Origin of the sequence: Pseudalkalibacillus sp. A8, assembly GCF_045920555.1 — a bacterium.
In the GTDB taxonomy this organism is placed as follows: Bacteria; Bacillota; Bacilli; order Bacillales; family Fictibacillaceae; genus Pseudalkalibacillus.
In genome coordinates, this window is record NZ_CP174509.1 from 495,279 (window position 1) to 518,352 (window position 23,074).

General features: G+C 42.9%; 18 protein-coding genes and 2 pseudogenes. 17 read left to right on the forward strand and 3 right to left on the reverse strand.

The annotated features are described in order from the left end of the window. The first annotated feature begins 185 nt into the window (after positions 1-185). The 13 genes from ACJROX_RS02620 to eat all read left to right on the forward strand — a co-directional run bounded on the left by ACJROX_RS02620 (position 186) and on the right by eat (position 16,352). On the forward strand, positions 186-1,472 hold the full coding sequence (locus tag ACJROX_RS02620; RefSeq protein ID WP_408009230.1) for a Zn-dependent hydrolase: 1,287 nt from the start codon (positions 186-188) through the stop codon (positions 1,470-1,472). 220 nt (positions 1,473-1,692) lie between these two features. Beyond that, positions 1,693-3,060 carry a sigma-54 interaction domain-containing protein gene (locus ACJROX_RS02625; protein ID WP_408009231.1) on the forward strand — a complete coding sequence of 456 codons (1,368 nt, stop codon included), beginning with the start codon at positions 1,693-1,695 and terminating at the stop codon, positions 3,058-3,060. Between the two features lie 167 nt (positions 3,061-3,227). Continuing rightward, positions 3,228-4,499, forward strand: a complete 1,272-nt coding sequence (locus ACJROX_RS02630; protein ID WP_408009232.1) for a hydroxymethylglutaryl-CoA reductase, degradative — start codon at positions 3,228-3,230, stop codon at positions 4,497-4,499. A 5-nt stretch (positions 4,500-4,504) separates the two neighbouring features. Next, positions 4,505-4,774, forward strand: coding sequence for a hypothetical protein (locus ACJROX_RS02635; protein WP_408009233.1), 270 nt, complete (start codon positions 4,505-4,507; stop codon positions 4,772-4,774). A gap of 2 nt (positions 4,775-4,776) precedes the next feature. Continuing rightward, a complete protein-coding gene (locus tag ACJROX_RS02640; RefSeq protein WP_408009234.1) occupies positions 4,777-6,135 on the forward strand; it encodes a tripartite tricarboxylate transporter permease in 1,359 nt (452 codons plus the stop codon). Positions 6,136-6,317: 182 nt separating this feature from the next. Continuing rightward, positions 6,318-7,403: a threonine aldolase family protein gene (locus tag ACJROX_RS02645; RefSeq protein ID WP_408009235.1), complete on the forward strand. Its 1,086-nt coding sequence runs from the start codon at positions 6,318-6,320 to the stop codon at positions 7,401-7,403. A gap of 135 nt (positions 7,404-7,538) precedes the next feature. Beyond that, positions 7,539-8,744 carry a M20 family metallopeptidase gene (locus ACJROX_RS02650; protein ID WP_408009236.1) on the forward strand — a complete coding sequence of 402 codons (1,206 nt, stop codon included), beginning with the start codon at positions 7,539-7,541 and terminating at the stop codon, positions 8,742-8,744. Positions 8,745-8,996: 252 nt separating this feature from the next. Beyond that, positions 8,997-10,439: a histidine kinase N-terminal domain-containing protein gene (locus ACJROX_RS02655; RefSeq protein WP_408009237.1), complete on the forward strand. Its 1,443-nt coding sequence runs from the start codon at positions 8,997-8,999 to the stop codon at positions 10,437-10,439. Beyond that, positions 10,436-11,056: an ANTAR domain-containing response regulator gene (locus ACJROX_RS02660; protein ID WP_408009238.1), complete on the forward strand. Its 621-nt coding sequence runs from the start codon at positions 10,436-10,438 to the stop codon at positions 11,054-11,056. The genes ACJROX_RS02655 and ACJROX_RS02660 overlap by 4 nt, the downstream gene beginning before the upstream one ends. Before the next feature lie 60 nt (positions 11,057-11,116). Next, entirely contained in the window at positions 11,117-12,565 is a 1,449-nt protein-coding gene (locus ACJROX_RS02665) for an NAD-dependent succinate-semialdehyde dehydrogenase (protein ID WP_408009239.1), read from the forward strand. Positions 12,566-12,578: 13 nt separating this feature from the next. Further along, positions 12,579-14,000 carry a glutamine synthetase family protein gene (locus ACJROX_RS02670; protein WP_408009240.1) on the forward strand — a complete coding sequence of 474 codons (1,422 nt, stop codon included), beginning with the start codon at positions 12,579-12,581 and terminating at the stop codon, positions 13,998-14,000. A 57-nt stretch (positions 14,001-14,057) separates the two neighbouring features. After that, a complete protein-coding gene (locus ACJROX_RS02675; RefSeq protein WP_408009241.1) occupies positions 14,058-14,825 on the forward strand; it encodes an SDR family NAD(P)-dependent oxidoreductase in 768 nt (255 codons plus the stop codon). A gap of 159 nt (positions 14,826-14,984) precedes the next feature. After that, a complete protein-coding gene (eat, locus tag ACJROX_RS02680) occupies positions 14,985-16,352 on the forward strand; it encodes an ethanolamine permease (RefSeq protein ID WP_408011559.1) in 1,368 nt (455 codons plus the stop codon). Positions 16,353-16,578: 226 nt separating this feature from the next. Here eat and ACJROX_RS02685 read toward each other — a convergent pair. Then, positions 16,579-16,934: pseudogene (locus ACJROX_RS02685) on the reverse strand (glycosyl hydrolase family 18 protein); the annotation flags it as partial. 170 nt (positions 16,935-17,104) lie between these two features. Between ACJROX_RS02685 and ACJROX_RS02690 the strand changes: the two are divergent. The 4 genes from ACJROX_RS02690 to ACJROX_RS02705 all read left to right on the forward strand — a co-directional run bounded on the left by ACJROX_RS02690 (position 17,105) and on the right by ACJROX_RS02705 (position 20,177). After that, positions 17,105-17,425 (forward strand): hypothetical protein, encoded by a 321-nt coding sequence (locus tag ACJROX_RS02690; protein ID WP_408009242.1) that lies wholly within the window; start codon positions 17,105-17,107, stop codon positions 17,423-17,425. Continuing rightward, positions 17,383-17,613, forward strand: coding sequence for a hypothetical protein (locus tag ACJROX_RS02695; protein WP_408009243.1), 231 nt, complete (start codon positions 17,383-17,385; stop codon positions 17,611-17,613). The genes ACJROX_RS02690 and ACJROX_RS02695 overlap by 43 nt, the downstream gene beginning before the upstream one ends. A 258-nt stretch (positions 17,614-17,871) precedes the next feature. Further along, positions 17,872-19,458, forward strand: a complete 1,587-nt coding sequence (locus tag ACJROX_RS02700) for a sensor histidine kinase (RefSeq protein ID WP_408009244.1) — start codon at positions 17,872-17,874, stop codon at positions 19,456-19,458. 44 nt (positions 19,459-19,502) lie between these two features. Continuing rightward, entirely contained in the window at positions 19,503-20,177 is a 675-nt protein-coding gene (locus tag ACJROX_RS02705; RefSeq protein WP_408009245.1) for a response regulator, read from the forward strand. 189 nt (positions 20,178-20,366) lie between these two features. On the opposite strand, the pseudogene ACJROX_RS02710 reads toward ACJROX_RS02705, so the two are convergent. Continuing rightward, positions 20,367-22,310 (reverse strand): annotated as a pseudogene (locus ACJROX_RS02710) (FtsX-like permease family protein). After that, positions 22,300-23,061 carry an ABC transporter ATP-binding protein gene (locus tag ACJROX_RS02715; RefSeq protein WP_408009246.1) on the reverse strand — a complete coding sequence of 254 codons (762 nt, stop codon included), beginning with the start codon at positions 23,059-23,061 and terminating at the stop codon, positions 22,300-22,302. The pseudogene ACJROX_RS02710 and the gene ACJROX_RS02715 overlap by 11 nt, the downstream one beginning before the upstream one ends. Positions 23,062-23,074 lie beyond the last annotated feature (13 nt).

Consider the following 23,074-nt stretch of genomic DNA (forward strand, 5'->3'; position numbering starts at 1 on the left):
GAGAGATTTGACCCCGCGGGCCGCCTCTTTTCCATATGTTGAAATAATCTATGAGTTTGTGCAAATAAATCAAAGTTTTGTCTAAATAATATGTATTTTTGTTCAAATAACTTGAATCTTTGTCAAGAAAAGTTGGAGTTTTGTTCAAATAATGAAAAGCACAAATTTTAAAAACGGAGGCTGACATGTTACAACGACTGTTATCAGACTATGATCATAGTTTAAATCATTCAGGAGTTGACGGCGAGCGGCTTGCAAAGCGGTTGGCTGAACTCTCTGACATAGGACGGACTTCAGAGGATGGCTCTTACCGGCTTGGATTTTCGGCAGAGGAACGACAGGCGAAAGAACTCGTAAAAAAGTGGATGGCAGAAGCCGGGCTCAAAGTAAAAGAAGATGAAGCCGGCAATGTATTCGGAAGAAAAGAAGGAAAGAACAATCTTCCAGCCATCCTGTCGGGTTCGCACGTTGACAGTGTTCCGAACGGCGGTCATTTTGATGGACCGCTTGGCGTACTCTCGGCACTAGAGGTTGCAGAAGCCTGGAAGGATACAGGATATGTTCCTGAGCGGCCTTTTGAAGTCGTCATTTTTACAGATGAGGAAGGATCCAGGTTTAACGGAGGATTAACTGGGAGCACAGCCTTTGTCGGGGACCTGGATCTGGAACGTCAGCGTACCCTGACGGATAAAGAGGGTTTGTCATTCGAACAAGTCCTTGAAAAAGATGGTCTTTCCATCGAAACCATAACAAATGCCAAGCGGAATTCCGATGAGGTCGCTCTGTTTGTGGAAGTCCATATCGAGCAGGGGAAACGCCTGGAGAAGAACGACCTGCCGATTGGTATCGTAACGGGAATCGCAGGTCCGGCGTGGTTTGAATTCACTTTTGATGGGGAAGCAGGCCATGCGGGGAATACTCCGATGAATGACCGAAAGGATGCTTTAGGGGCGGCAAGTGCTTTTATTGGGAAAGTCCAGGCGTTGCCAGGTACGATCAGTAACTCAGCTGTCGCAACGGTCGGCAAGCTCAATGTCCATCCCAACGGAGTCAATGTCATTCCTGGACAGGTGAAGCTCTATGTGGATATCCGGGATATATTCGAAGGTACGCGTGATCAACTCGTAAATGAAATTGTTCAGGAAGCTGAGGCGATTTCTAAGCAGAGTGGAGTCGATGTGACATGGAAAGAGATGATTCGGAAGGAGCCTGTTCCGATCCAAAGTGACCTGCAAGATACGTTCAGAAAAGCGGTAGAGAATGATGGAGTTAAGCCGTTCTATCTGCCGAGCGGTGCGGGTCATGATGCAATGATCGTCGGAAGGCACATTCCGGCTGCCATGCTGTTTGTCCGGAGTAAAGATGGAATCAGCCATAATCCTTCAGAATGGTCATCCTTAAATGATTGCGTCCAGGGTGTGCACGCTTTACGTACATTCATTGAAATGTCTATGGATGAACTTTCAGGATAACGTGTCGAAAAAAGAAAGCGGACTATAGTAATCCTCCAGACGATATATGTCGCAAATGTGGTGTAGAACTTTCGGTGTTTTACTCCATGTTTGAAGGAGGATTATTTTTTGTTAAAAATCAGTCGTATTATAGGAGCTATTTAGTGTTCCAAAAGACCCATATAGGAATCTCAAGTTATTATAGAAAGTACTATTAAGAAAGAAAAGGAGGTTCATAGATATGTTAAGGAATCAACCGACAATGGAATATAAGCTTGTCCTCGATCACATGCATGAAGGCGTAATCATTATAGATTCAGAAACTAGAGTACTCTATGCTAATAAATCCTATTACGAAATTCTTGGTATTTCCGTTGATAGCATTCAAAATAAGCTATTAAAAGAAAGTCAGCCAAATGCCAGGATTATAAAGGTTTTAGAAACAGGAACCCCTGTTATTAATTCTGAATTTCTCGTTGATACAACCAGTATTAGAGTAGTAGCGAACATCATCCCCATAAAGATTGAAGGTAAAATTTCTGGAGCTGTATCAGTTTTCAGAGATGTAACGGAAGTAACCGAACTAACAACGGAATTAGAAAGATTGAAAGGATATACAAAATATTTAGAAGAAGAATTGATGAACCATAAAGAAAGGAAGCTATTTAGCGGATTAGTAGGCAGTGATCAAAAAATACAGATGGTGGTGGAAAAGATAAACAAGGTGGCAAGTACCGATACTACAGTTCTCATTACAGGGGAGAGTGGGACTGGTAAGGAAGTCGTTGCAAATTCAATCTATAATATTAGTTCTAGATTTGGAAAACCATTCATCAAAGTAAACTGTGCAGCTATTCCTGAATCTCTCTTGGAAAGTGAATTTTTCGGCTATGAAGAAGGTGCTTTTACCGGTTCAAGAAAAGGAGGGAAAATCGGGAAATTTGAACTAGCTAATACAGGGACAATCTTCTTGGATGAGATCGGTGAAATGCCCCCCAGCTTACAAGCAAAATTACTCCGTGTTTTACAGGAAAGGGTTATTGAAAAGGTAGGAGGGACTTCTCCAATAAAAATAGACGTGCGTATCATAGCCGCCACTAATGCAAACTTAAAAGAGCTTGTTGAAAAAAGAAAGTTTAGAGAGGACCTTTATTATAGACTAAATGTTTTTCCGATAAATCTCCCCCCGTTAAAAGAACGTCAGACTGATATTTTACCGTTAGCTATACAATTTTTAAAAGAATTCTGCAAGGAGCATAAAAAACAGCTTTCTTTTTCAGCAGAAGTTCAACATGTATTTAAATCTTATCAGTGGCCAGGGAACATTCGGGAGCTAAGAAATGTGATTGAATATGCTGTCATAATGTGTGAAAAAAGCGGAAGGATTACATTGGACAAGTTACCAGATTATTTAAGTAGTTCAAATAAAATAACGAACAATATGGAAACTGATAACATCCTGCTATATAAGCAATTCGAGCAAATTGAAGAAAAGGCAATAAGAGAGGCATTGATCAAAACAAAGGGGCACCGTTCAGATGCAATGAAATTATTAGGGTTAAGCCGGAAAAAATTTTATAAAAAAATAAATGAGTATGGGATTTTTTAACTTTACTTTGTTTCTTTTCGTTACAGGTGTTTCGATCAGAAACATGACAACGCTTCCATTATGTATCAATATGAAACAATTTATCAGAAAAATAGAAAAAATAGCGGTATATCAATACAGAAAAGTTGGCACGTTTCTTGCTTTATATAAAAGCAGGAGGTGCAAACATGAATTCTGAGATAAGAAAGTTTTACCAGATGGAAATGAAAGAACGGCAAGAATGGATTAAAAGCCAAGCGGGGTTACTTTCTGCTGAAGCGGAATTATTTGAAAACTTCGGGTCACTTGGAGCAGAGCTTTCTAATCAATTGATTGAAAATACAGTAGGTGTTATGGAGGTACCGCTTGGAGTTGCTGTAAATTTCAAAGTGAACGGAAAGGATGTATTAGTCCCTATGGCGGTGGAAGAATCATCGGTGGTTGCTGCTGCAAGCCATGGTGCTAAACTAGCACGTAGTACAGGGGGATTTAAAGCTACTACATCTGAGTCAGTGATGTTTTCCCAAATACAATTGGTGGGGATCTCTGATTTGTATGGGGCTAAAATGAAGATTTTAGAAAATAAAACTGACTTATTAGAGCTTGCAAGAAACCAAGATCCAACTCTCGATAAGCTGGGTGGGGGACCATGTGACTTGGAAGTCAGGATTTTTGATAAAGGTTACCACGATATGCTTGTCGTTCACTTGGTTGTGAATACTCTGGATGCTATGGGAGCTAATGCCGTCAATACGATGGCGGAAAGCATCTCTCCTGAACTAGAGCGAATAACAGGTGGAAAACCATTGTTGAAGATTGTATCTAATTTAGCTGATAAACGATTGGCAAGGGCAAGATGTGTAATCAGAAAAGAGGATCTGAATGGTGAAGATGTCATTGACCGTATTATCAGTGCCTATCATTTTGCGGCACAAGATCCATACAGAGCTGCTACTCATAACAAAGGAATCATGAATGGTATAAGTTCAGTCATCCTCGCTACCGGTAATGATACAAGAGCGGTTGAGGCAGGGGCACATGCCTATGCAGCGCGTTTTGGCCAATATACTTCGTTATCTACTTGGGAGAAGGATAAAAACGGTGATTTAGTAGGAACTTTGGAATTGCCAATGGCAGTCGGCATTATTGGAGGGGCGACATCTATCCATCCTAAAGCTAAAGCAAATTTGAAATTGATGAATATTGCTAGGGCTACGAAACTGGCAGAAGTCATTGCATCCGTCGGATTAGCACAAAATTTAACGGCTCTGAAAGCACTTGCAACGGATGGGATACAAAAGGGGCATATGAAATTGCATGCCAAAAATATTGCTATGATGGCTGGAGCAGACGGATCGCAAGTAGAGATGATAGCTGGCCAACTGGTGAAAGAAGGGGATGTCAAACTAGATCGAGCTCAGCAATTATTAGAACAATTTTATTTAAAGAAAAAGGAGTGAAAATGATGCCAGAATTAGGGACGAATACGAATCAGCCTAAAATAGAAACAAAAGAACAAAATGTTGAAGTTTGGGAAGATCTGGTAAGCATTAGAGATCTTGTATTATCTCTTATCATCTGTAGCGTGACAACACTTGGGGGATACTTAGTCGCTCCGGCTGAACCCCCGAAACCATTGATTTTCGGTTTGTTGGGAGCTTTATTAGGTTTCATTGTTTGCAGTTTCATCATCAAACCTAAACGAGCATTCAATTACGAAGATAGGGAGGAGTAGTCATGGATGTTACTTTAATATTACAAATGATTGTTGCAGCCGCATTAGGCGCTACCATATATACGATTATCGGGATAGCACCAGGTACAGACGAAACAGCTGTATTAGCACCTGTAACACTTGTCCTTGTATTAACAGGCTTTCATCCAGTGGTCATCCTTTCGTTCTTCATAGCCTCGATAGTTGCAAAGAAATTGACTGATTCAATACCTGTTGCCGTTGCAGGAATTCCCGGGGGTGTAATGGCAGCTCCTATGGTCGAACATGCAATGATTTTAAAAAGGCATGGAGTGCCAGACTTAAGTATTCGTAAAATGGCATCAGGATCGGTGATCGGTACATTAGTAGCAGTTCCTGTCAGTTTGATTTTAGCAAAGGCTTTAGTTCCCTTAGCAGACGTTATCACTCATTATGCGAGTCCGATTTTTTTTGCAGGAGCTGTTTTTTTAGCTTTGATGTGTAAAAATAGATGGCTTGCATTAGCTACCATTGTTCCTTTTGCACTTCTGATACAAGGTTTGCGGCACCTGTACTGGGGTGTAGGAGCGATTCCAGAAGGAACGACAGTCTTCATTTCTTTTTTCCTAGGTATAACCATTGGTCCAGTCATTTTAACATTATTTGAACTTTTAAATAGGGAGAAAAGGGAGAAACTTAATCGCTTCGGGATAAAAGAAATCAAACTATATAAGACAAAAATTGAAAAAGGAATGCCAAACCCGTTTAAAATCCTTGATAAAAAAGAAATTGGAACAAGCTCTTTTGCTGCATTGCTTGGAAGTATGACCTTTTTTATGAGTCCAGTCGGAATGACCATATTTCTAGGAGAAACATTGTCGAGTCGAATTAAAGATCCGATCAAGAAAGCTTCAAGAGCAATTTCAAGTATGGATGGTTTAACAAACGCTGCTTATATATCTGGTACTTTGATTCCTTTAATCGCTTTAGGCGTTCCTTTATCTCCAATGGCAATCGGGCCAGCTAATGCTTTATTTAATGCACCACCGGTATTAACATTGGAAAACAATTTGCATCATTTATTGTCCACATCTGACTTTGTCTGGGCAACGCTTATTGGTTCTATAATAGCTTTGTTATTGACTTTTTATGTAACAATCAAATATTCTCAGCAAATATGTGAATTTGTTTTCAAAAGGGTACCCCACGAGGCGATGCTAGGATTATTTTTTGGATTGGTATTAATGTTGGCATTCATGGATGCTGGATGGATAAATATTGCAGGTGTCTTACTTGTCGGTTTAGTTGCTGGCGTACTACACAGATGGGGAATTAACTATGGGGTGCAGTTTATGGTATTATATTCTGCTCCTTGGATTGTTAGCCAAATAGTTGGTGGATGAATCATTAGTGTTATTTTTGGGAATAGAGTGTCAAAAAAAGAAAGCGGACTATAATAATCCTCCAGATGATATATGTCGCAAATGTGGTGTAGAACTTTCGGTGTTTTACTCCATGTTTGCGATTTTTAGTTGTAGAATGGAAATAAGAAGTAGACTCAGATGTACACGAGGAGGAAATTCGAATGCCAGAAAACGTTCCTTTAGCAAAAGCTTTTAGACAAACAGACTATCAAATCGCTGGTCATGGCACTAGAAACGTCCAGGTTCTAAAAGATGCACTGAATGAGGTCGATGGCCAGACGGACAGTGACATGTATGGAAAGGGAAAACTCATCGAAGAGTTTCAAGAAAAGATGGCGGAGTATTTAGGTAAAGAGAGTGCGGTGTTTTTTCCAAGCGGTACGATGGCCCAGCAAATCGCCTTGCGGATCTGGTGTGATGAAAAAGGATTGAAGAAAGTGGCGTATCATCCGTTGTGTCACCTGGAGATCCATGAAGAAGACGGGTTGAAAGAACTGCATCATATCGAACCGATTCTTTTAGCGGATGAAAACAGGGTCATTGAGTTAGAGGATGTCGTGAATATGGAAGAAGAAATCTCCTGTTTATTGTTTGAGCTGCCGCAGCGTGAAATCGGCGGGCAACTACCAGACTACGAAACCCTTGAATCAATTTCTTCCTATTGCCGAGAGAAAGGAATCCGGTTGCATCTGGACGGGGCAAGGCTTTTTGAAATTCTTCCATACTATCAAAAGTCAGTTGCTGAAGTTTGCGCTCTTTTTGATAGTGTCTATATTTCGTTTTATAAAGGGATCGGTGGACTGGCGGGGGCAATCCTTGCCGGTGATGAAGCTTTTACAGAAGAGTCGAAAGTGTGGAAAAGACGGCATGGCGGCGATTTGATCAGCCTTTATCCATACATACTCAGTGCTGATTATTACTTTGATAACCGGTTAGCGAAAATGGAGCAGTATTTTGTGGAGGCAAAAGAACTTGCTGAGTTGTTCAACCAATGCTATGCCGTAACAACCAGGCCGGCAGAACCGGTTTCAAATATGTTCCATGTCCACTTTCAAGTATCGAAAGAGAAGCTAGAACCCATCCTGGTAGAAATCTATGAAACGACCGGAATCGGTTTGACCAGTAATTTAAGAGAGATAGGCGAGAACTCTTGCTATTACGAAGTGAGCATAGGAGATCAGTATGAAACCATTCCAAAGGACCGAGTGAAAAAAATGTTCGAAATGCTGGATGAGAGACTTACTTAGATTTCTGAATATTGACTAAATAAAGAATTTCATATAAAGTGTTTTAAAAGTGGATACGATAAAGCAAAGGAGCTTTCCATCGCTATACAAATGTATAGGTTGGGGCTCCTTCTTTGTTTTTATGGAGGGATGAACATGTCTTTTTTACAACTATCGGAAGAAATAAAGGACAAAATTATCGGGTTCAGACGTCACCTTCATCAATACCCGGAATTGAGCTTTTTGGAATACCGAACGGCTGAATTTGTTGCGGATATCTTAGAAGAATACGAGATTGATGTAGAACGGAATGTGGCAGGGACCGGGGTGGTCGGTACGATCATCGGAGGGCAGCCAGGAAGAACGATTGCGTTAAGGGCGGATATGGATGCACTTCCTATTGAAGAAAATACCCGCCTGTCGTTCTCCTCAAGTAATGCGGGTGTCATGCATGCATGCGGTCATGACTTCCATACATCGATCCTGCTCGGAACGGCAATCATACTCAGCAAGCACAAAGACCAGCTTAAAGGAAACATCAAGTTGATCTTTCAGCCTGGTGAGGAGAAATTGACCGGAGCAAAAAAGATGATTGAGGCGGGGGTGCTTCATAATCCAAATGTAGATGCGATCATCGCGTTGCATTGCTGGCCTGAGTTACCTGCAGGTGTGGTTGGAGTCAGGAAAGGTCCGATTACAGCAGCAGCCGATTTTTTGGAAATTACAATAAAAGGTAAATCAGGGCATGCTGCACATCCACACAAATGTGTCGATCCGATTGTCATTGCAGGTCATGTCGTATCTGCATTACAGACAGTCGTTTCAAGAGAAATCGCCCCGACGGACCCGGCTGTCGTCACTATCGGTAAAATCAACGGGGGAACCGCCTCTAATGTGATTCCTTCAAGTGTTCATCTTTCAGGGATGATTCGGACGGTCAACCCAGACCTGCAGAAGAGAATGCCTGAAATCATTGAGCGAATCGTCTGTAAATCTGCAGAAAGCATGAATGGGGAAGCGGAAGTGAGGTATACGAGTGCGACTCCGCCTTTGATCTGCAATGATGGCATGGTCGCATTGATCGACAATGTCGTAACCGACTTGTTGGGAGGTGATCAGCTCGTTTACCTTGAAAATCCTTCATTAGGCAGTGAAGATTTTTCCTTTTACGCAAATGAAATACCAGGTGTCCTTTTTCGATTAGGGACCCATAATGAACGGGAGGATTCAAGATTCCCTTTGCATAATTCAAGGGTGACATTTGCCGAGGAAGCTCTTACGACAGGGGTGGCTGTCATGTGTGAAGCGGCGGTCCGGTACTTATCCCCAAAAAAGAGTCCAATGGTAAATATAATTGATTGAATATTGACAAAATAACGACAATATTTTAATATCAAACCATAAGTAAATAGTTGATAGGCAAGGGGGCTTATAATGAATATCACTTCCTGTACGTAGGATGGTATTTGTTCCAGCTCTTTTTTTTAGGTTTTGTTAAATAGTAATGTTGATATGCAGGAAATTTTCTAATGCGAAATTCGCGACACTCCAGCGGATCGCCCGCGGAAAGGGTTAACAGAGCCTTTTGTTAAAAAATATAAGGAGCCAGTGACAATGAGGCGAAACGATACAGCTATGATCCCGACAATCAAAGAGCTTTGTATTGAATATACGGACTTGAGTGAATCCGATATCGAAATAATCATTGAAACGTCGAAGTCTCTGCAGCTTACGGCTGATATCACACAAGCGAATATGTTCATCGATTGCCCGACTAAGGATGGGAAGCATGCGATTGTGATTGCTGAGGCGATGCCAACAAAGGCCTCTTCTTTATACACTTCCTCCGTCGTTGGAAAGTTTGCCTATTCATCCTTTGAGCCTGCGGTTGTCTATACCCATAAGACAGGTAAGCCAATGACTCGGAAGCGGGCGATCACACAGGAAGCGAAATATGTGAAGCAAAGTGTCACTCCTATTAAAAATAAGGATGGTAGAACGATAAGATCATTGATTATGGAGGAGGACATTAGTGAGCAGGTCGATCATGAAAATAAAATGAAAGCGCTGTCAAAAACGACGGAGCAGTTGAGTCAAACGCTGATCGGTCTCACTGAGAAGGATTCAATCATCTCGAACATGATCCAGGAATCACTACTGCTGCTCGACCCGAAAGGTGTGATCGTCTATTACAATTCCTGCGCTGGCTATCTTGTTGAAGAGATGTCAGGAGTGAAGGAAAGCATCGGGACGCCCGTAAATGTCCTCTTGCCTTTCTTGAAAAATATCATCTCCAAAACGGATGAGATCGTGCAGGAGGAAGTGAGTGTCGAAAATAAGGTGTTCGAAGTAAAACAGATCCGATTGATGAATAAACGGAATTTGACAGGAACCTTGTTGGTGATCCGGGAATTGACGGAGCTGCGCCAAAAGGAGCGCGAACTGATGGTCAAATCCGCTGTTATCCAGGAGATCCATCATCGTGTTAAAAACAACCTGCAAACCATCTCAAGCTTGTTGCGGCTGCAAATGAAACGGGGCGGTCCCAAGGCGAAGATCCACCTTCAGGAAAGCCTGAACCGAATTTCAAGCATCGCAGCCGTTCATGAAGAATTACTTGAAAGCTCGAATATCGATAAGGTAGAGATCAAGCAGCTCATCGAACGGATCGGACAAATGCTGATTCGAAACCGTTTATGCACGGAAAAAGACATCTCGATGCAATTTCACGGGAAAGAGATGTGTATGAACTCCGATACAGCTGTTTCTCTCGCCTTGACCTTGAATGAACTTATCCAAAATTGTCTGAAGCATGCTTTCCAGGGGATGGAGAAAGGGACCATCGAAGTTCGATTCATTGGCTCCGAAACTACTCTAGAGGTCGAGGTAGAAGATGACGGAATCGGTTATTCCCCCTCCAGTAAATCTTCATTAGGCCATGATATCGTCAATACAATCGTGAATCATGATCTTGCCGGAATGTTTTCGATCAAACAAACGAGTAAGGGGACGAAAGCGACTGTAACTTTTCCGTTAAAAGAGGTGGACACGTTATGAAACCGAAAATTGTTCTTGTCGAGGATGAAGCCATTCTAAGGTTAGATGTGAAGGAAATGCTTGAAGATGCAGGATATGAGGTCATCGGTGAGGCTGGTGACGGGGAACAAGCCATTGAACTGGCCCACGAGCTGGATCCGGATTTGGTGATCATGGATATCAAGATGCCAAAAATGAATGGGGTGAAGGCAAGCAAGATCATCTCGCAGACGAGGAAAATCCCGATTCTCATGCTGACGGCTTACAGTCAGAAAGATTTCATCGAGGGAGCGAAAGAAGCTAATGTCCTTGGCTATCTCGTAAAACCGATTTCGGAGTCGAATCTGATCCCGGCAGTTGAAATCGCACTGGCCCAGGCGAAACAAATGAGCCGGTTTGAAGAAGAGATCGACCGCAGGGATCGAAAACTGAAAGCGCGGAAACGGATTGAACGGGCAAAAGGCATCCTGATGAAGGAGAAGAACTTAAGTGAAGAAACCGCCTATGAAAAAATGCGGAAGATCAGCATGAACAAGCAAATTTCGCTCGAGCGGACAGCAATCGCCATTCTGAAAAAGTATGGTGATTTGGACACAAGTCAATACAGTGAGGCAAAGGCGCCTAAACAATGCAATTAACTTTGCATTGTTTAGGCGCCTTTTTCAATTAAATCAATTCGATTTCTAGGAGGTAGAAAAATGCAAAAAACATCATTGAATTACCTTTGGATAAATGGTGAAAAGCTGAGCATTTCCGAGACCATCGATGTCCTGAATCCGGCAACGGGAGAGGTGATCGATCAGGTCCCGAATGGCGGTGAAGAGGAAACGAAACTCGCAATCAATGCGGCGTATCGGGCCTTTAAACCGTGGAAGAGACTCACCCCGTCACAGCGTGAAACTTATCTACTCAAGTGGGCGGAGAATCTGTTGGATAACAAGGAAGAGCTGTCAGAGATTTTAACAGAGGAGCAAGGAAAGCCGTTAAGTGAATCACGTGGTGAAATAGAGGGTTCCGCCCAATTCATCAAGTGGTATGCCGAAGAAGGAAAACGCATATACGGCGAGGTGATCAGCGGGTCGAGCGAAAACCAACGAATCACGGTCCTTAAGCAGCCTGTAGGAGTTTGTGGATTGATCACACCGTGGAACTTTCCTGGAGCGATGGTTGCAAGAAAAGTTGCGCCGGCACTCGCTGCAGGTTGTACCGTCATTTTAAAGCCGGCAAGTGAAACCCCAAGAATCGCAATTGCGATCTTTGAACAATTGATGAAAACCGGGATTCCTTCAGGGGTTGCGAACCTTGTGACGGGTAAAGCATCCGTCATCGGCGAAACGTTATTCGAGGATAAACGGGTACGCAAGATTTCTTTTACAGGTTCAACGGATGTCGGCAAGCGGTTGATGGCACGGGCTGCCGATCAGGTTAAACGGATTTCGTTGGAGCTTGGCGGGAATGCACCGGCAATCGTCTTTCCGGATGCGAATCTGGATCTTGCAGCGGAAGCGATTGTCGGGAACAAATTTGAAAATTGCGGGCAGATGTGTAATGGGATCAACGTCATCTATGCGCACGAATCGATACAAGAAACGTTGATTCAGAAAATCACTACTCTCGTAAATGATTTGAAAGTGGGAATAGGGACGGACGATGTACAGATCGGGCCACTCATCAATGGATCATCGCTCGATAATGTGAATCAGCTGCTTCAGGAAGCGAAAGAAAAGGGAGCAGCAGTCGTGATAGGCGGAGAGCCGATTAAGGATGAGGGGTATACTAAGGGCTATTTTTTCAAGCCTACCGTCGTAAGCAATGTCACACTCGATATGAAGCTTTCCCAGGATGAAATTTTTGGTCCTGTCGCGCCGATTTTAACGTTCAAAGAGGAAGAAGAAGTCCTCGAGTTTGCAGAGAAGAGTCCGTATGGCCTGGCTGCTTATTTCTTTACAAAAGACGTCAACTGTGTCCACCGGATGGCTGAAAACCTCGATGCCGGCATGATCGGCGTCAATGGCACACAGCTGAGTGTCCCTCAAGCTCCGTTCGGTGGAATCAAGGAAAGCGGTATGGGAAGAGAAGGAGGTCATTACGGTTTAGAACCGTTCTTGGAACTAAAGTACATTTCGCTGACGCTTGAAAATGACTAAGGAGGTTTTCGATGTGAGTAAAGAGGTATTTACGAAATTCGAACCGTTGGAAGTGGAGAAAAAAACAGGGCTGATTACAAAGGGGGCCTTGTTGGAGTCGATTGAGGATGGTTCGATCGATACTGTTATCCTAGCGATTTGCGATATGCAGGGAAGGCTGATGGGAAAGCGCCTTACCGCAGAATATTGCTTCGAAAACGATCTCGATCATGGAACCCACTTCTGTAACTACCTATTGGGCACTGATTTTGAGATGAATACACCAGACGGATATGAATCGATGAACTGGGAAAAGGGCTATGGTGATTGGCTGGCTCGGCCGGATTGGTCTACTGCACGTGTCTTACCATGGGCTGACAAGACGGCGATCATCTATTGTGATGTGTACGATGAAGGAACTGGGGAACCGATTCCGATCGCGCCAAGGAATCTGTTGAAAAAACAGTTAGAAAAAGCAGAGGCGAAAGGCTTCGAGTTGTTTATGGCGAGCGAGTTGGAATTTTACCTGTTCCGGGAGTCATTCGAACAGCTCAACAAAAAGGGTTATGAAAATGTAGAGACGGCAGGGCATCTCAATGAAGATTACAATCTCCTGCAGGGAACACGGAACGAGCCGTTCTATCAGAAGATCCGCAGGAATATGGCGAAAGCGGGTATTCCGATCGAATCCTCAAAAGGGGAAGCGTACATGGGACAGCACGAAATCAACATGCGCTATGCTGAAGCTTTGAGTGCTGCCGATAACCATACAATGTTCAAGCACGGCATAAAGGAAATGTGTATCCAGGATGGGTTGTCGATGACGTTCATGGCAAAGCCGAACCATAAATGGACGGGTTCGAGCGGGCATATCCATATGAGTCTTTGGGATAAGCGGGCTGGACAAAATGTCTTTTATGATCCGGATGGCGATACCTACCATATGTCAGAGCTCATGAAGCAGTTTTTAGCAGGTGTCCTGAAGTATACGCGGGACTTTTCGCTGTTCTTTGCCCCGTATGTCAACTCCTATAAACGGTATGCAGAGGAAAGCTGGGCACCTGTCAATATCGTCTGGAGTCACGATAACCGCTCATCCGGCTACAGGATTGTCGGGGATGGAAAGAGCCTGCGTATCGAAACACGTATTCCTGGAGCTGACATGAATCCGTATCTCGCATATACGGCCCTTGTCGGTGCAGGACTATACGGTATTGAGCAAAAGCTTGAGCTCGGGCCAGAGTGTAAAGGCAACGCTTATAAGGATGAGAAAATTCCTCGTATTCCGGGTTCGCTGTATGAAGCGATCCAGTGCTGGGAAAACAGTGATGTTGTCAAGAAGGTTTTAGGGGAAACGGCCGCAGCCCATTACCTCTATAATGCGAAACTTGAACAGAAGCAGTATGACGCTGTCGTGACGGAATGGGAACGCAGCCGTTATTTTGAACAATGCTAGATTGACATGTTTGTCGTGCAACTTTACCAAATTTCAGATTAAAAGGAGGACTTATCGATGAGACTACAAGATAAAGTATGCATTATAACAGGATCAGGAGGCGGCATGGGGAAGGTTGCTGCTGAAATGTTCGCGAAAGAGGGCGCTAAAATTGCGATTTTTGAACTGAATGAAAAGAGCGGATCGGGAACTGCTGAAGCAATCCGTCAGGCAGGTGGGGACGCAACCTTTTTCCATTGTAATGTGACAGACGAGCAAAGTGTAAAGGACGCTGTAGCAAAAACAGCTGAAACTTACGGGAAAATCGATGTGCTCTATAATAATGCAGGAATCATGATCGCAGAGGACCATTCTGTAATCGATACACCCGAGCATGCTTGGGATACAGTCATGAACGTCAATGTGAAAGGGATCTACTTCATGTGCAAATATGTGATCCCTGAAATGCAGAAGCATAAATCCGGCTCGATCATCAACATCGCCTCCTTTGTAGCGTTCGTAGGATGTAGCGTTCCACAGGATGCCTACACCGCGTCAAAAGGCGCCGTCAATTCGTTGACAAAATCGCTTGCGATCCAGTTCCGTCCAGAAGGGATCCGGACCAATGCGATTTGTCCAGGACCGATCGAGACACCACTGTTGATGGAATGGCTTGTGAAGGATGAGGAAGCGAAAAAAGTCCGGTTATCCAGACAACCGGCAGGGCGTTTCGGAAAGCCTGAGGATATCGTCTATGCGGCTATTTATCTAGCATCTGACGAGTCGGAGTGGACGAACGGAGCACTGTTGAATGTAGATGGCGGGATCACATCCAATTACTTCTAAGACGCGTCGCCTTTCTAATTCACTGTATTCGCAAAGTTGTTAGACATGTTCTCTTCAACAAATTACGAAGGAGTGTTTGAATTGGAGGCAATTAAGAGTGAGAGGCAAGGACTGCAAAAAGCGTTAAAACCTATTCATTTGTGGGCGATTGCTGTCGGTATGGTCATTTCAGGTCAGTATTTCGGTTGGAACTACGGGTTTGAACAAGGTGGGACCATCGGGTTGATGGTGGCTGCGCTCTTCATTACAGTGTTTTACACGGCGTTCGTCTTCAGTTATTCAGAGCTATCAACCTCCATTCCACATGCTGGAGGGCCATCGGCTTACGCTAGACGGGCGATGGGACCCTTTGCCGGATTCATGACCGGGATTTCTGTCTTGATCGAGTTCGTGTTTGCTCCGCCCGCGATTGCGGTTGCGACAGGAGCGTACATCAATTTCTTGATTCCTGCGGTCAATCCTGTATATGCCACGGTCGTAATCTTTATTTTCTTTATTTTGATCAATACCATCGGTGTAAAAGGAGCCGCATTGATCGAACTTGTGGCGACAATTATCGCTCTTATCGGGCTTGCCATCTATTTTGCGGCGGGATCGACACATGTGAGGCTTGATTATATTTTTACAGAAAACGCGCTTCCGAATGGATGGACGGGCGTCTATATGGCGATTCCATTTGCAATCTGGTTCTATTTGGCTGTTGAGGGCGGTGCTATGGCAGCAGAGGAGGTTCAGAACCCTAAAAAGGATATTCCTAAAGGATTTATTACCGGTATTTTGACTCTTGCACTATGTACGATCGGTACGTTGATGATCACCGCTGGTCTAGGCGGAGGGGTTGGTCAGCCTGCTGATAATCCACTACCACAAGCCCTTGCATCTGTTTACGGAGAAGGACATTTTCTGCCTAAGTTAGTAGCCATAATTGGGCTCGCTGGATTAATCGCCAGTCTGCATGGGATCATCATCGGCTATTCACGCCAAACGTTTGCCTTGTCCCGTGCGGGCTATTTACCGAAGTTTTTATCGCGGCTCTCGAAACGACAGATTCCAACATGGGGGCTGCTCATCCCAGGAGGAATCGGGGTCATTGCTGCAGCGAACGCGACTTTTGCAAACCAATTGATCATTTTGGCCGTATTCGGAGCTGCAATGATGTATTGTTTAAGCCTGGTATCCCTGTTCATTTTAAGAAAGAAAGAGCCTGATTTACACCGGCCTTTCAAAGTGTATTATCCGATTGTCCCTGGAATAGCGATTGTGCTAGGTATCATCTCGTTATTCTGTGTCATCTATTACAGCGTCTTCAATCAGTCGCTTCCACTGTTCGGAGTCAATGTTCCTCTTCTCTATGTACTATTGTTCATTTACGTTGCTGGTAGTGCCTACTATTATTTGGTCGGACGTCATAAGCTGCTTCCGATCGAAGAAGAATTCGGTGTCTTTGATGAATTGGATCAAACTGAATCAGAGGAGAATCAACCCGCGGTTAAGGTAATGAAAAGCGATACTGAACTCGGATCGTAGGTTGTATGATTGAATAATAGGTTGGAGGCAGTTGAAATAAGATTTAAGTCCTTTTACAAGAACGGGCTTAAATCTTATTTTATTTAATCATGGTAAAGAAGAATTCAGTTCTGTTATTCATTATGGGTCCTCCATATAAAAAAGTGATCCAAAGGTGTATTCAGCCTTCGGATCACCCCTTGGGGATCTAAAGCTTCCTTGCCCTGAAATGATGAGCAAGGACAGGTCAGTTTTGCGGGAAAGGTGGTCCCAGTATCCAGTAACTGATCCCCCGTAGGCCGTAGTCTTTGACGGTTTGATACTTTACATTCATACTGCGTGCATCCTTAAACCAAACCTCATGCTGTTGTCCCGTTTCATCTGTATACCGGAAAAATGGGGATTGATAGGTTTCATCATACTGTATTTGAGCGCCATATCTTGCAGCGAGATCCACAGCACCTTTTGGACTGACTGTCCGCGCGAATGTCCCCTGAACCAGGGGATTTTCCATTCACGTCCATACAAACGGTACACCCATCAATATTTTATCCCTCGGACCGTTACGGCATAATCTAGTCCACCCCTTACTTTATTGATGGGATCAGTATGAAACCATACCGAAAGATCATTGAGAGGTGTATTCGAATGTTTGATAAGAGGATAAGAACTATATCTTATATTTTACAAATAAAGTAAATGAAGAGAAGGGATCTTCCCGAATTTAAAGAATATCTATTTTTAAAATAGGATATTTTTGACAGGGGGATTTCATGGAGAGAAAGAAATGGCGATCGGTGAAAGGGAAAGGTGGTGGATTTAGCACTCTGGTACTTGGAGAAAAGCCAGGAATCTTGCCAGAAAAGAGTTTTATTTCCTTAACGAGAGGGGAAGGCTTTAACTTTTTTCAGCTGATCATCAATCAGATTTTAACCTTGATGGTCATGAATCAAATGAAGAAAGCTCCTGGTCTGTTGTACGCAGAATTGAATGGAGAATTGAAAGATAGAAAAGGATACGGGCAGACCATAACTGTCTGGGTGGGAAGTCGATGCCGAAATTTAGAAATAAGCGGTCCCACGGGTTTGCGATGAAATTTTTCGGCTGGGTGATTCATCGGAAAAATACGAAAACCTATTACCTTACCTATTCAGCAGACGGAACCATCCCTTCTGTCATAGAGGTACGAGATATCATTCGAGAGTACGGCAAGTTTTATGATGGAGGAAAGCTTGTAAGAAAAGCAAGACCACCAAAGTTCAATAAAAGTAGAAATGCTTAAAAGCCAGCGTGTTTGTTGGCTTTTTATTTTGTTGAATATACCAGGCACAATGTCAATAACCAGTGTATTTTCTTCGTACATTTCCGCGGAAATTGCGAGTTATGTAGATGATTGAAAAGGTACGCTCAAAAGCTAATAGTCTATGATCGAGCCGAGTCGATTGATGCCTTGGTTTTTACCTAATCTAATAACCTGTAGAGATTTGCCTTCGAATGAGTTAGAATATTCACTAAATAGTTTTATGTCGAAGGTGCTAACATGAAAAGACTACTGAATGTGTCGCTCCAAGTGAAAATCCTCGGGTTGATCATCTTTCTCTTGTTATTGGTGATCGGTCTGCTTTCTTTCATTGTCGGCTATTTGGAAATGGAAGAGGATGTTGAACAATCAGAACAGATTGCTTTACAGACTGCCCAAACCTTGTCCTATATGGGGACGATCCAGGATTCAGTCAAGGACCGAGGTTCATTTGAAGAGACAAATCCAATCGTGGAACGTATGCGGGACCAGGTTGATGCCTCCGCGATACGAATTGAAAATCGTGACGGAGAGTTGAATGGCTATGCCGGCGATATCATCACCAATCATTCGTCACCTCGTGAGGACCGTTATCAGTCCCTTGTGTTCGGAAGCAATTATGTGACACAAACCGAAAATGATGGACATAAGGTTCTTAAGGGCATCGCACCGATTATGATCGATTATGGTGACTATAAAAAGATCGGAGGCACCGTTTCCGTCATTTTCAATATGGATACAATCCAAAGTAAAATCGCTTCGGATATAAAGAAAATGTTGTACGTTTCTGGAATCGCCTTCATTGTTGGGATTGCAGGAAGTTATTTTCTAGCAAGAAGTATCCGAAAAGACACCCATGGACTTGAACCTTATGAGATCGGGGCATTGTATCGCGAACGGAATGCCATACTCCAATCAGTAAAAGAAGGGATTCTTTCTATTGACCAGAAGGGAAGGATCACGATGATGAATCACTCAGCCCGTGAGATGTTGGATATCACAGATGATATAGAAGGTAGGTTGCTAACGTCATTCATTTTTTCAGAAAACCTTCACAAGATACTGAAATCAAAAGAGACAATCATAAATCAGGAGTTCCATTATAAGGACAAGATCCTCATTGTGAATACGCAGCCTATTTTAGAAGACGGGGAGCAGGTCGGGGTGGTTGCTAGTTTCAGAGACAAGACCGAAATCAAGAAGATGGTCGATGCCCTGTCGGAAGTAAGGCAGTACTCTGAAGACCTTCGGGCACAGGCCCATGAATTCACGAACAAGCTGTATGTCATTCTTGGTATGATCCAGCTCGGCAAACATGCGGAAGCGATCGATTTGATCCAAGAGGAAGCGAAATTGCAGGAGCATCATACCGAACTTCTTTTTAAAAATATTAAAGATGACAAGGTGCAGGCGATTCTCCTAGGGAAACTTGCGAAGGCCTCAGAGAAAAAGATCAATTTTAAAATAGATGAAGAGAGTACGATGAGGCCACTACCGGATCATATCGGTTTTTCGCCATTGATCATTATTCTTGGGAACTTGATCGACAATGCGTTTGAGGCCGTGGCAAACAGTACTGTGAAAGAGGTTACGTTCTTTGTGACGGATATCGGAAATGACATTATTTTTGAAATCGAGGATAGCGGAAAAGGAATAAAAAACGGTGCTGAATACAATATTTTCCAAAAAGGATTCTCCGTCAAAGGGAAGAACCGCGGATACGGACTGGCGAATGTAAAAGAGGAGGTTGAACTGCTGGATGGTTCGATCGAATGGACGAATAGTTATAGCGGGGGTGCAATTTTCACAGTGATCTTACCAAAATAGGATGAAGATAAAGCTGAAACGATATGAGGGAAGGTGAGTGGTTCATGTTTAAGGTTGTAATTGCAGAAGATGATTACCGTGTAGCCCAAATACACGAAGAATATCTGTCAGCGGTTGATGATATGAAATTGGTCGGCAAAGCGTTGAACGCCGGGGAAACAATGCAGTTATTGAGTGAGAACCAGGTGGATCTGCTTCTGCTCGATGTCTATATGCCAGATCAATTAGGTACCGACCTATTGCATAAAATCAGAGAGGAACATCCGGAAGTCGATATCATGTTGATAACAGCGGCTAAAGAGAAAGCATTCCTTGAAAAGGCGATCCGCTATGGGGTGCACCATTACCTGATCAAGCCGATAACAATAGAACGATTTAAAGAAGCGATCAATCAATATAAAAAGAAGAAAGAAATGCTGTGGGATACAGCAGAAGTAGACCAGTCCTTGCTGGATCGTGTTTTTGGTCAAGGAATCAAAGAGCCTGAGAAGTCGAACCTCCCGCCTGGTATTGATACGATGACATTGAAAAAGGTGAAACAGCTCTTGGAAGACAACAAAGAAGGCATCACTTCTGAAAAGGCTGGGGAGATCATGGGTGCATCCCGGACTACGGCAAGGCGTTATCTCGAGTATCTGGTCGGGATCGAACAAGCAACAGTCGAACAGGTTTATGGAATCGTCGGCCGCCCTGAACGAAGGTATTATACGAGAGGATAGATTATGAGATGATTGGTTGCTGAAGGAGTATGCATGCCAGCACGTATTGGAAACAAAAGAACAAAAAAAGAGACAGTGAAGGGGATCACTGCCTAGAAAAAAGGGGAGGTTTTAAGGATTTTATGCGTTAAAGTATAAAGGTATTGGATGGAGATGTAAATAATACTAACGATCTAGTTTAGCCACTTATCATAGTGCTTCTTTAATCACTTTCTTATAATAGAGTACGGATAATATACCGAATATAGAGTATAGGATGGTATATAGGACCATCACGATGATCATGGGGGTCCATAGCTCTGTACCGAATAAAAACCATCCTGATTGTACGGCAAAGTAGCTATGAAGCAGCCCTATAAGCAACGGGATCCCGAAATTATAAATCTGTTTCAGCTGGATCCCTTTCAGCAAGTCCCCTTGTGTAAAACCAAGCTTCCTTAGAATCGTATAATCTGCCTTTTCACTTTCACCCTCATCCATTTGTTTGAAATAAAGAACACATCCGGATGTGATCAGAAAAGTAAGCCCTAAGAATCCAACGATGAACATGATCAACCCCATGTTCATTTTTTGATTGCTGCTTGTTTCAATACGTGAGCTGTTTGCATGGTTTTCATTCACATTTGTTTCCTTATAAATCTCATTGGCTTTCTTGACATGATTTTCCTCTGTAATATCAATTCCGATTTAGACCGATGACTCTTTTTGAATGTCAGGATTCAGATCATTCTTCAGTGTCTCAAATACGGTTTCGTCAACAATCACAACAGGCAATCCACCATTCGAAAAATAGGCTGAAACCGGATAATCCTTTCTCAATCCAGAATACTTTTGGGAGATGGTTTGATTTTGTCCTTCCAGTTCGATATGCCCGGAATCCTTCAAGGTCATGAATTTCTGCATCAGATCATTATAACCAGTAAATACCGTTTCATCAGCAGATACATCGACCGTTCCCATGGCCTCGTCAGCTATCACCGGCAGAGTCATCCTATTCGGATCAAAGTTCAAGTCTAGATCGGTATCCAGGATTTTCTTGATGTTCACATCTACCTGGATGACATCAATCATTTGTTCACTATACTTGATATCATTCGCTTCCAGCGCCTCTGTAAATTCCTTTGCATCTTGCAGGTCCGTAAGCGTAAAGTCGGAAGGCACATAGTTTTCTGCTGTTTTTTCCGCTGAGTAATAGGAAATATAACTTAAAGACAATAAACCGATCGCTAATGCTGATACAGTGGTGATGACGGTTAACAATAAGGCGTTTGATTTCATCCGGAACATGATGGATGAAAGCGATAATACGTCATTGATATTCAAATAACCATCTTTCTTTTTTCTGATCATATTAGAGATGAGACGTACAGACCCTTTATAAAAAAGGTATGTCCCGATGATGACAAAAGCAAGAATCATGGTCATGGCCAGGAATAGTTCGGTCATCGTTGAAAAGTCTCCGCCAAACAGTTTCGAGGAGATATAGTAGCCTGAAATGATCAGCACCATTCCGATCAATCCGAGGATCATCTCAAATACAGACAATTTCTTCACTTTACCTTCAGTGGATGAAGTCACTCTGAACAAGGATAGTATACTTTGTCTTTTAATAAACACATAGTTCATGAGCATGATCAAACCATAAATAAGCGTAAATACAATGAGCGTCTGGCTGAAAGCCTGATGAGAAAAATGCAGGGTCGCAATCTCTTCGATCCCGATCGTTTTAAATAAGATCATCATGATTAACTTCGAAACGGAGAACCCTAAGAAGATTCCGATAATCAATGATCCGAAGTAAAGGATCATGTTTTCGGCACTTATGATGCGAAATATCTTATTCTTGGTCATTCCAATCAGTTGAAATAGGCCGATCTCTTTACTCCGTCGCTTGATGAAAAGGTTATTGGCATATAGAAGGAATATGGTGACGATTCCGACAAGAAGTATGGAAGCAGCACGTAATGCAGCTCCTCCTTTAATAGAACCTTTCGTTTCGTCCATAGCGGGGTCATATTGTAATGTGACAAAGGCGAAATACAGGCCTACACTAAAAATCAAGGCAAATACATACAGGTAATAATGAGCCAGGTTCTTCTTCAAGTTCCGCAATATGATTTGATTAATGCTCATATTGCACCCCGCCCAATACTCCTTGGGTCTTGATGATATCCTGGAAAAAAGTCTGTCGGTCCTGATCTCCTTTATTCAACTGAGTATAGATTTGACCATCTTTAATGAAGATGACCCTACTGCAAAAGCTTGCTGCGATAGGATCGTGTGTGACCATCATGATGGTCGCATGTCTGTGACGATTCAATTCGCTCAATTTATTCAATAGATCGGAAGCGGATTTTGAATCAAGGGCACCCGTAGGTTCATCTTCAAAAATAATGCTTGGATCATGGATGAAAGCCCTGGCTGCTGAAGTACGCTGTTTTTGGCCGCCAGATATCTCATTTGGATATTTATCTTTGATCTCATAGATATCCAATTCCGAAGCAATGGCATGAAACTTTTGATCAGCGTCTTTTTTAGATGTTTTTGTGATCGATAATGGCAATAGGATATTTTCTTTCACTGTCAGGGTGTCTAATAAATTATATTCTTGAAAGATGAAGCCTAAATGACTCTTTCGGAATTCAGCTAATTGCTTTTCCTTCATCGACGTCATATCTTTGCTTTCGATTGTAATTGTACCTTCACTAGCCTTATCAATAGAGGAGAGCACATTGAGCAACGTTGTTTTTCCTGAACCCGATGCCCCCATGATACTGATGAATTCCCCTTTTTTTATACTGAGGTCTACCCCTTTCAATACTTCCTGTTTATTAAATTTATTTCCGTAGCTTTTACGCAGTTTGGATGCTTCTAAAATATTCATTTCTCAAAACTCC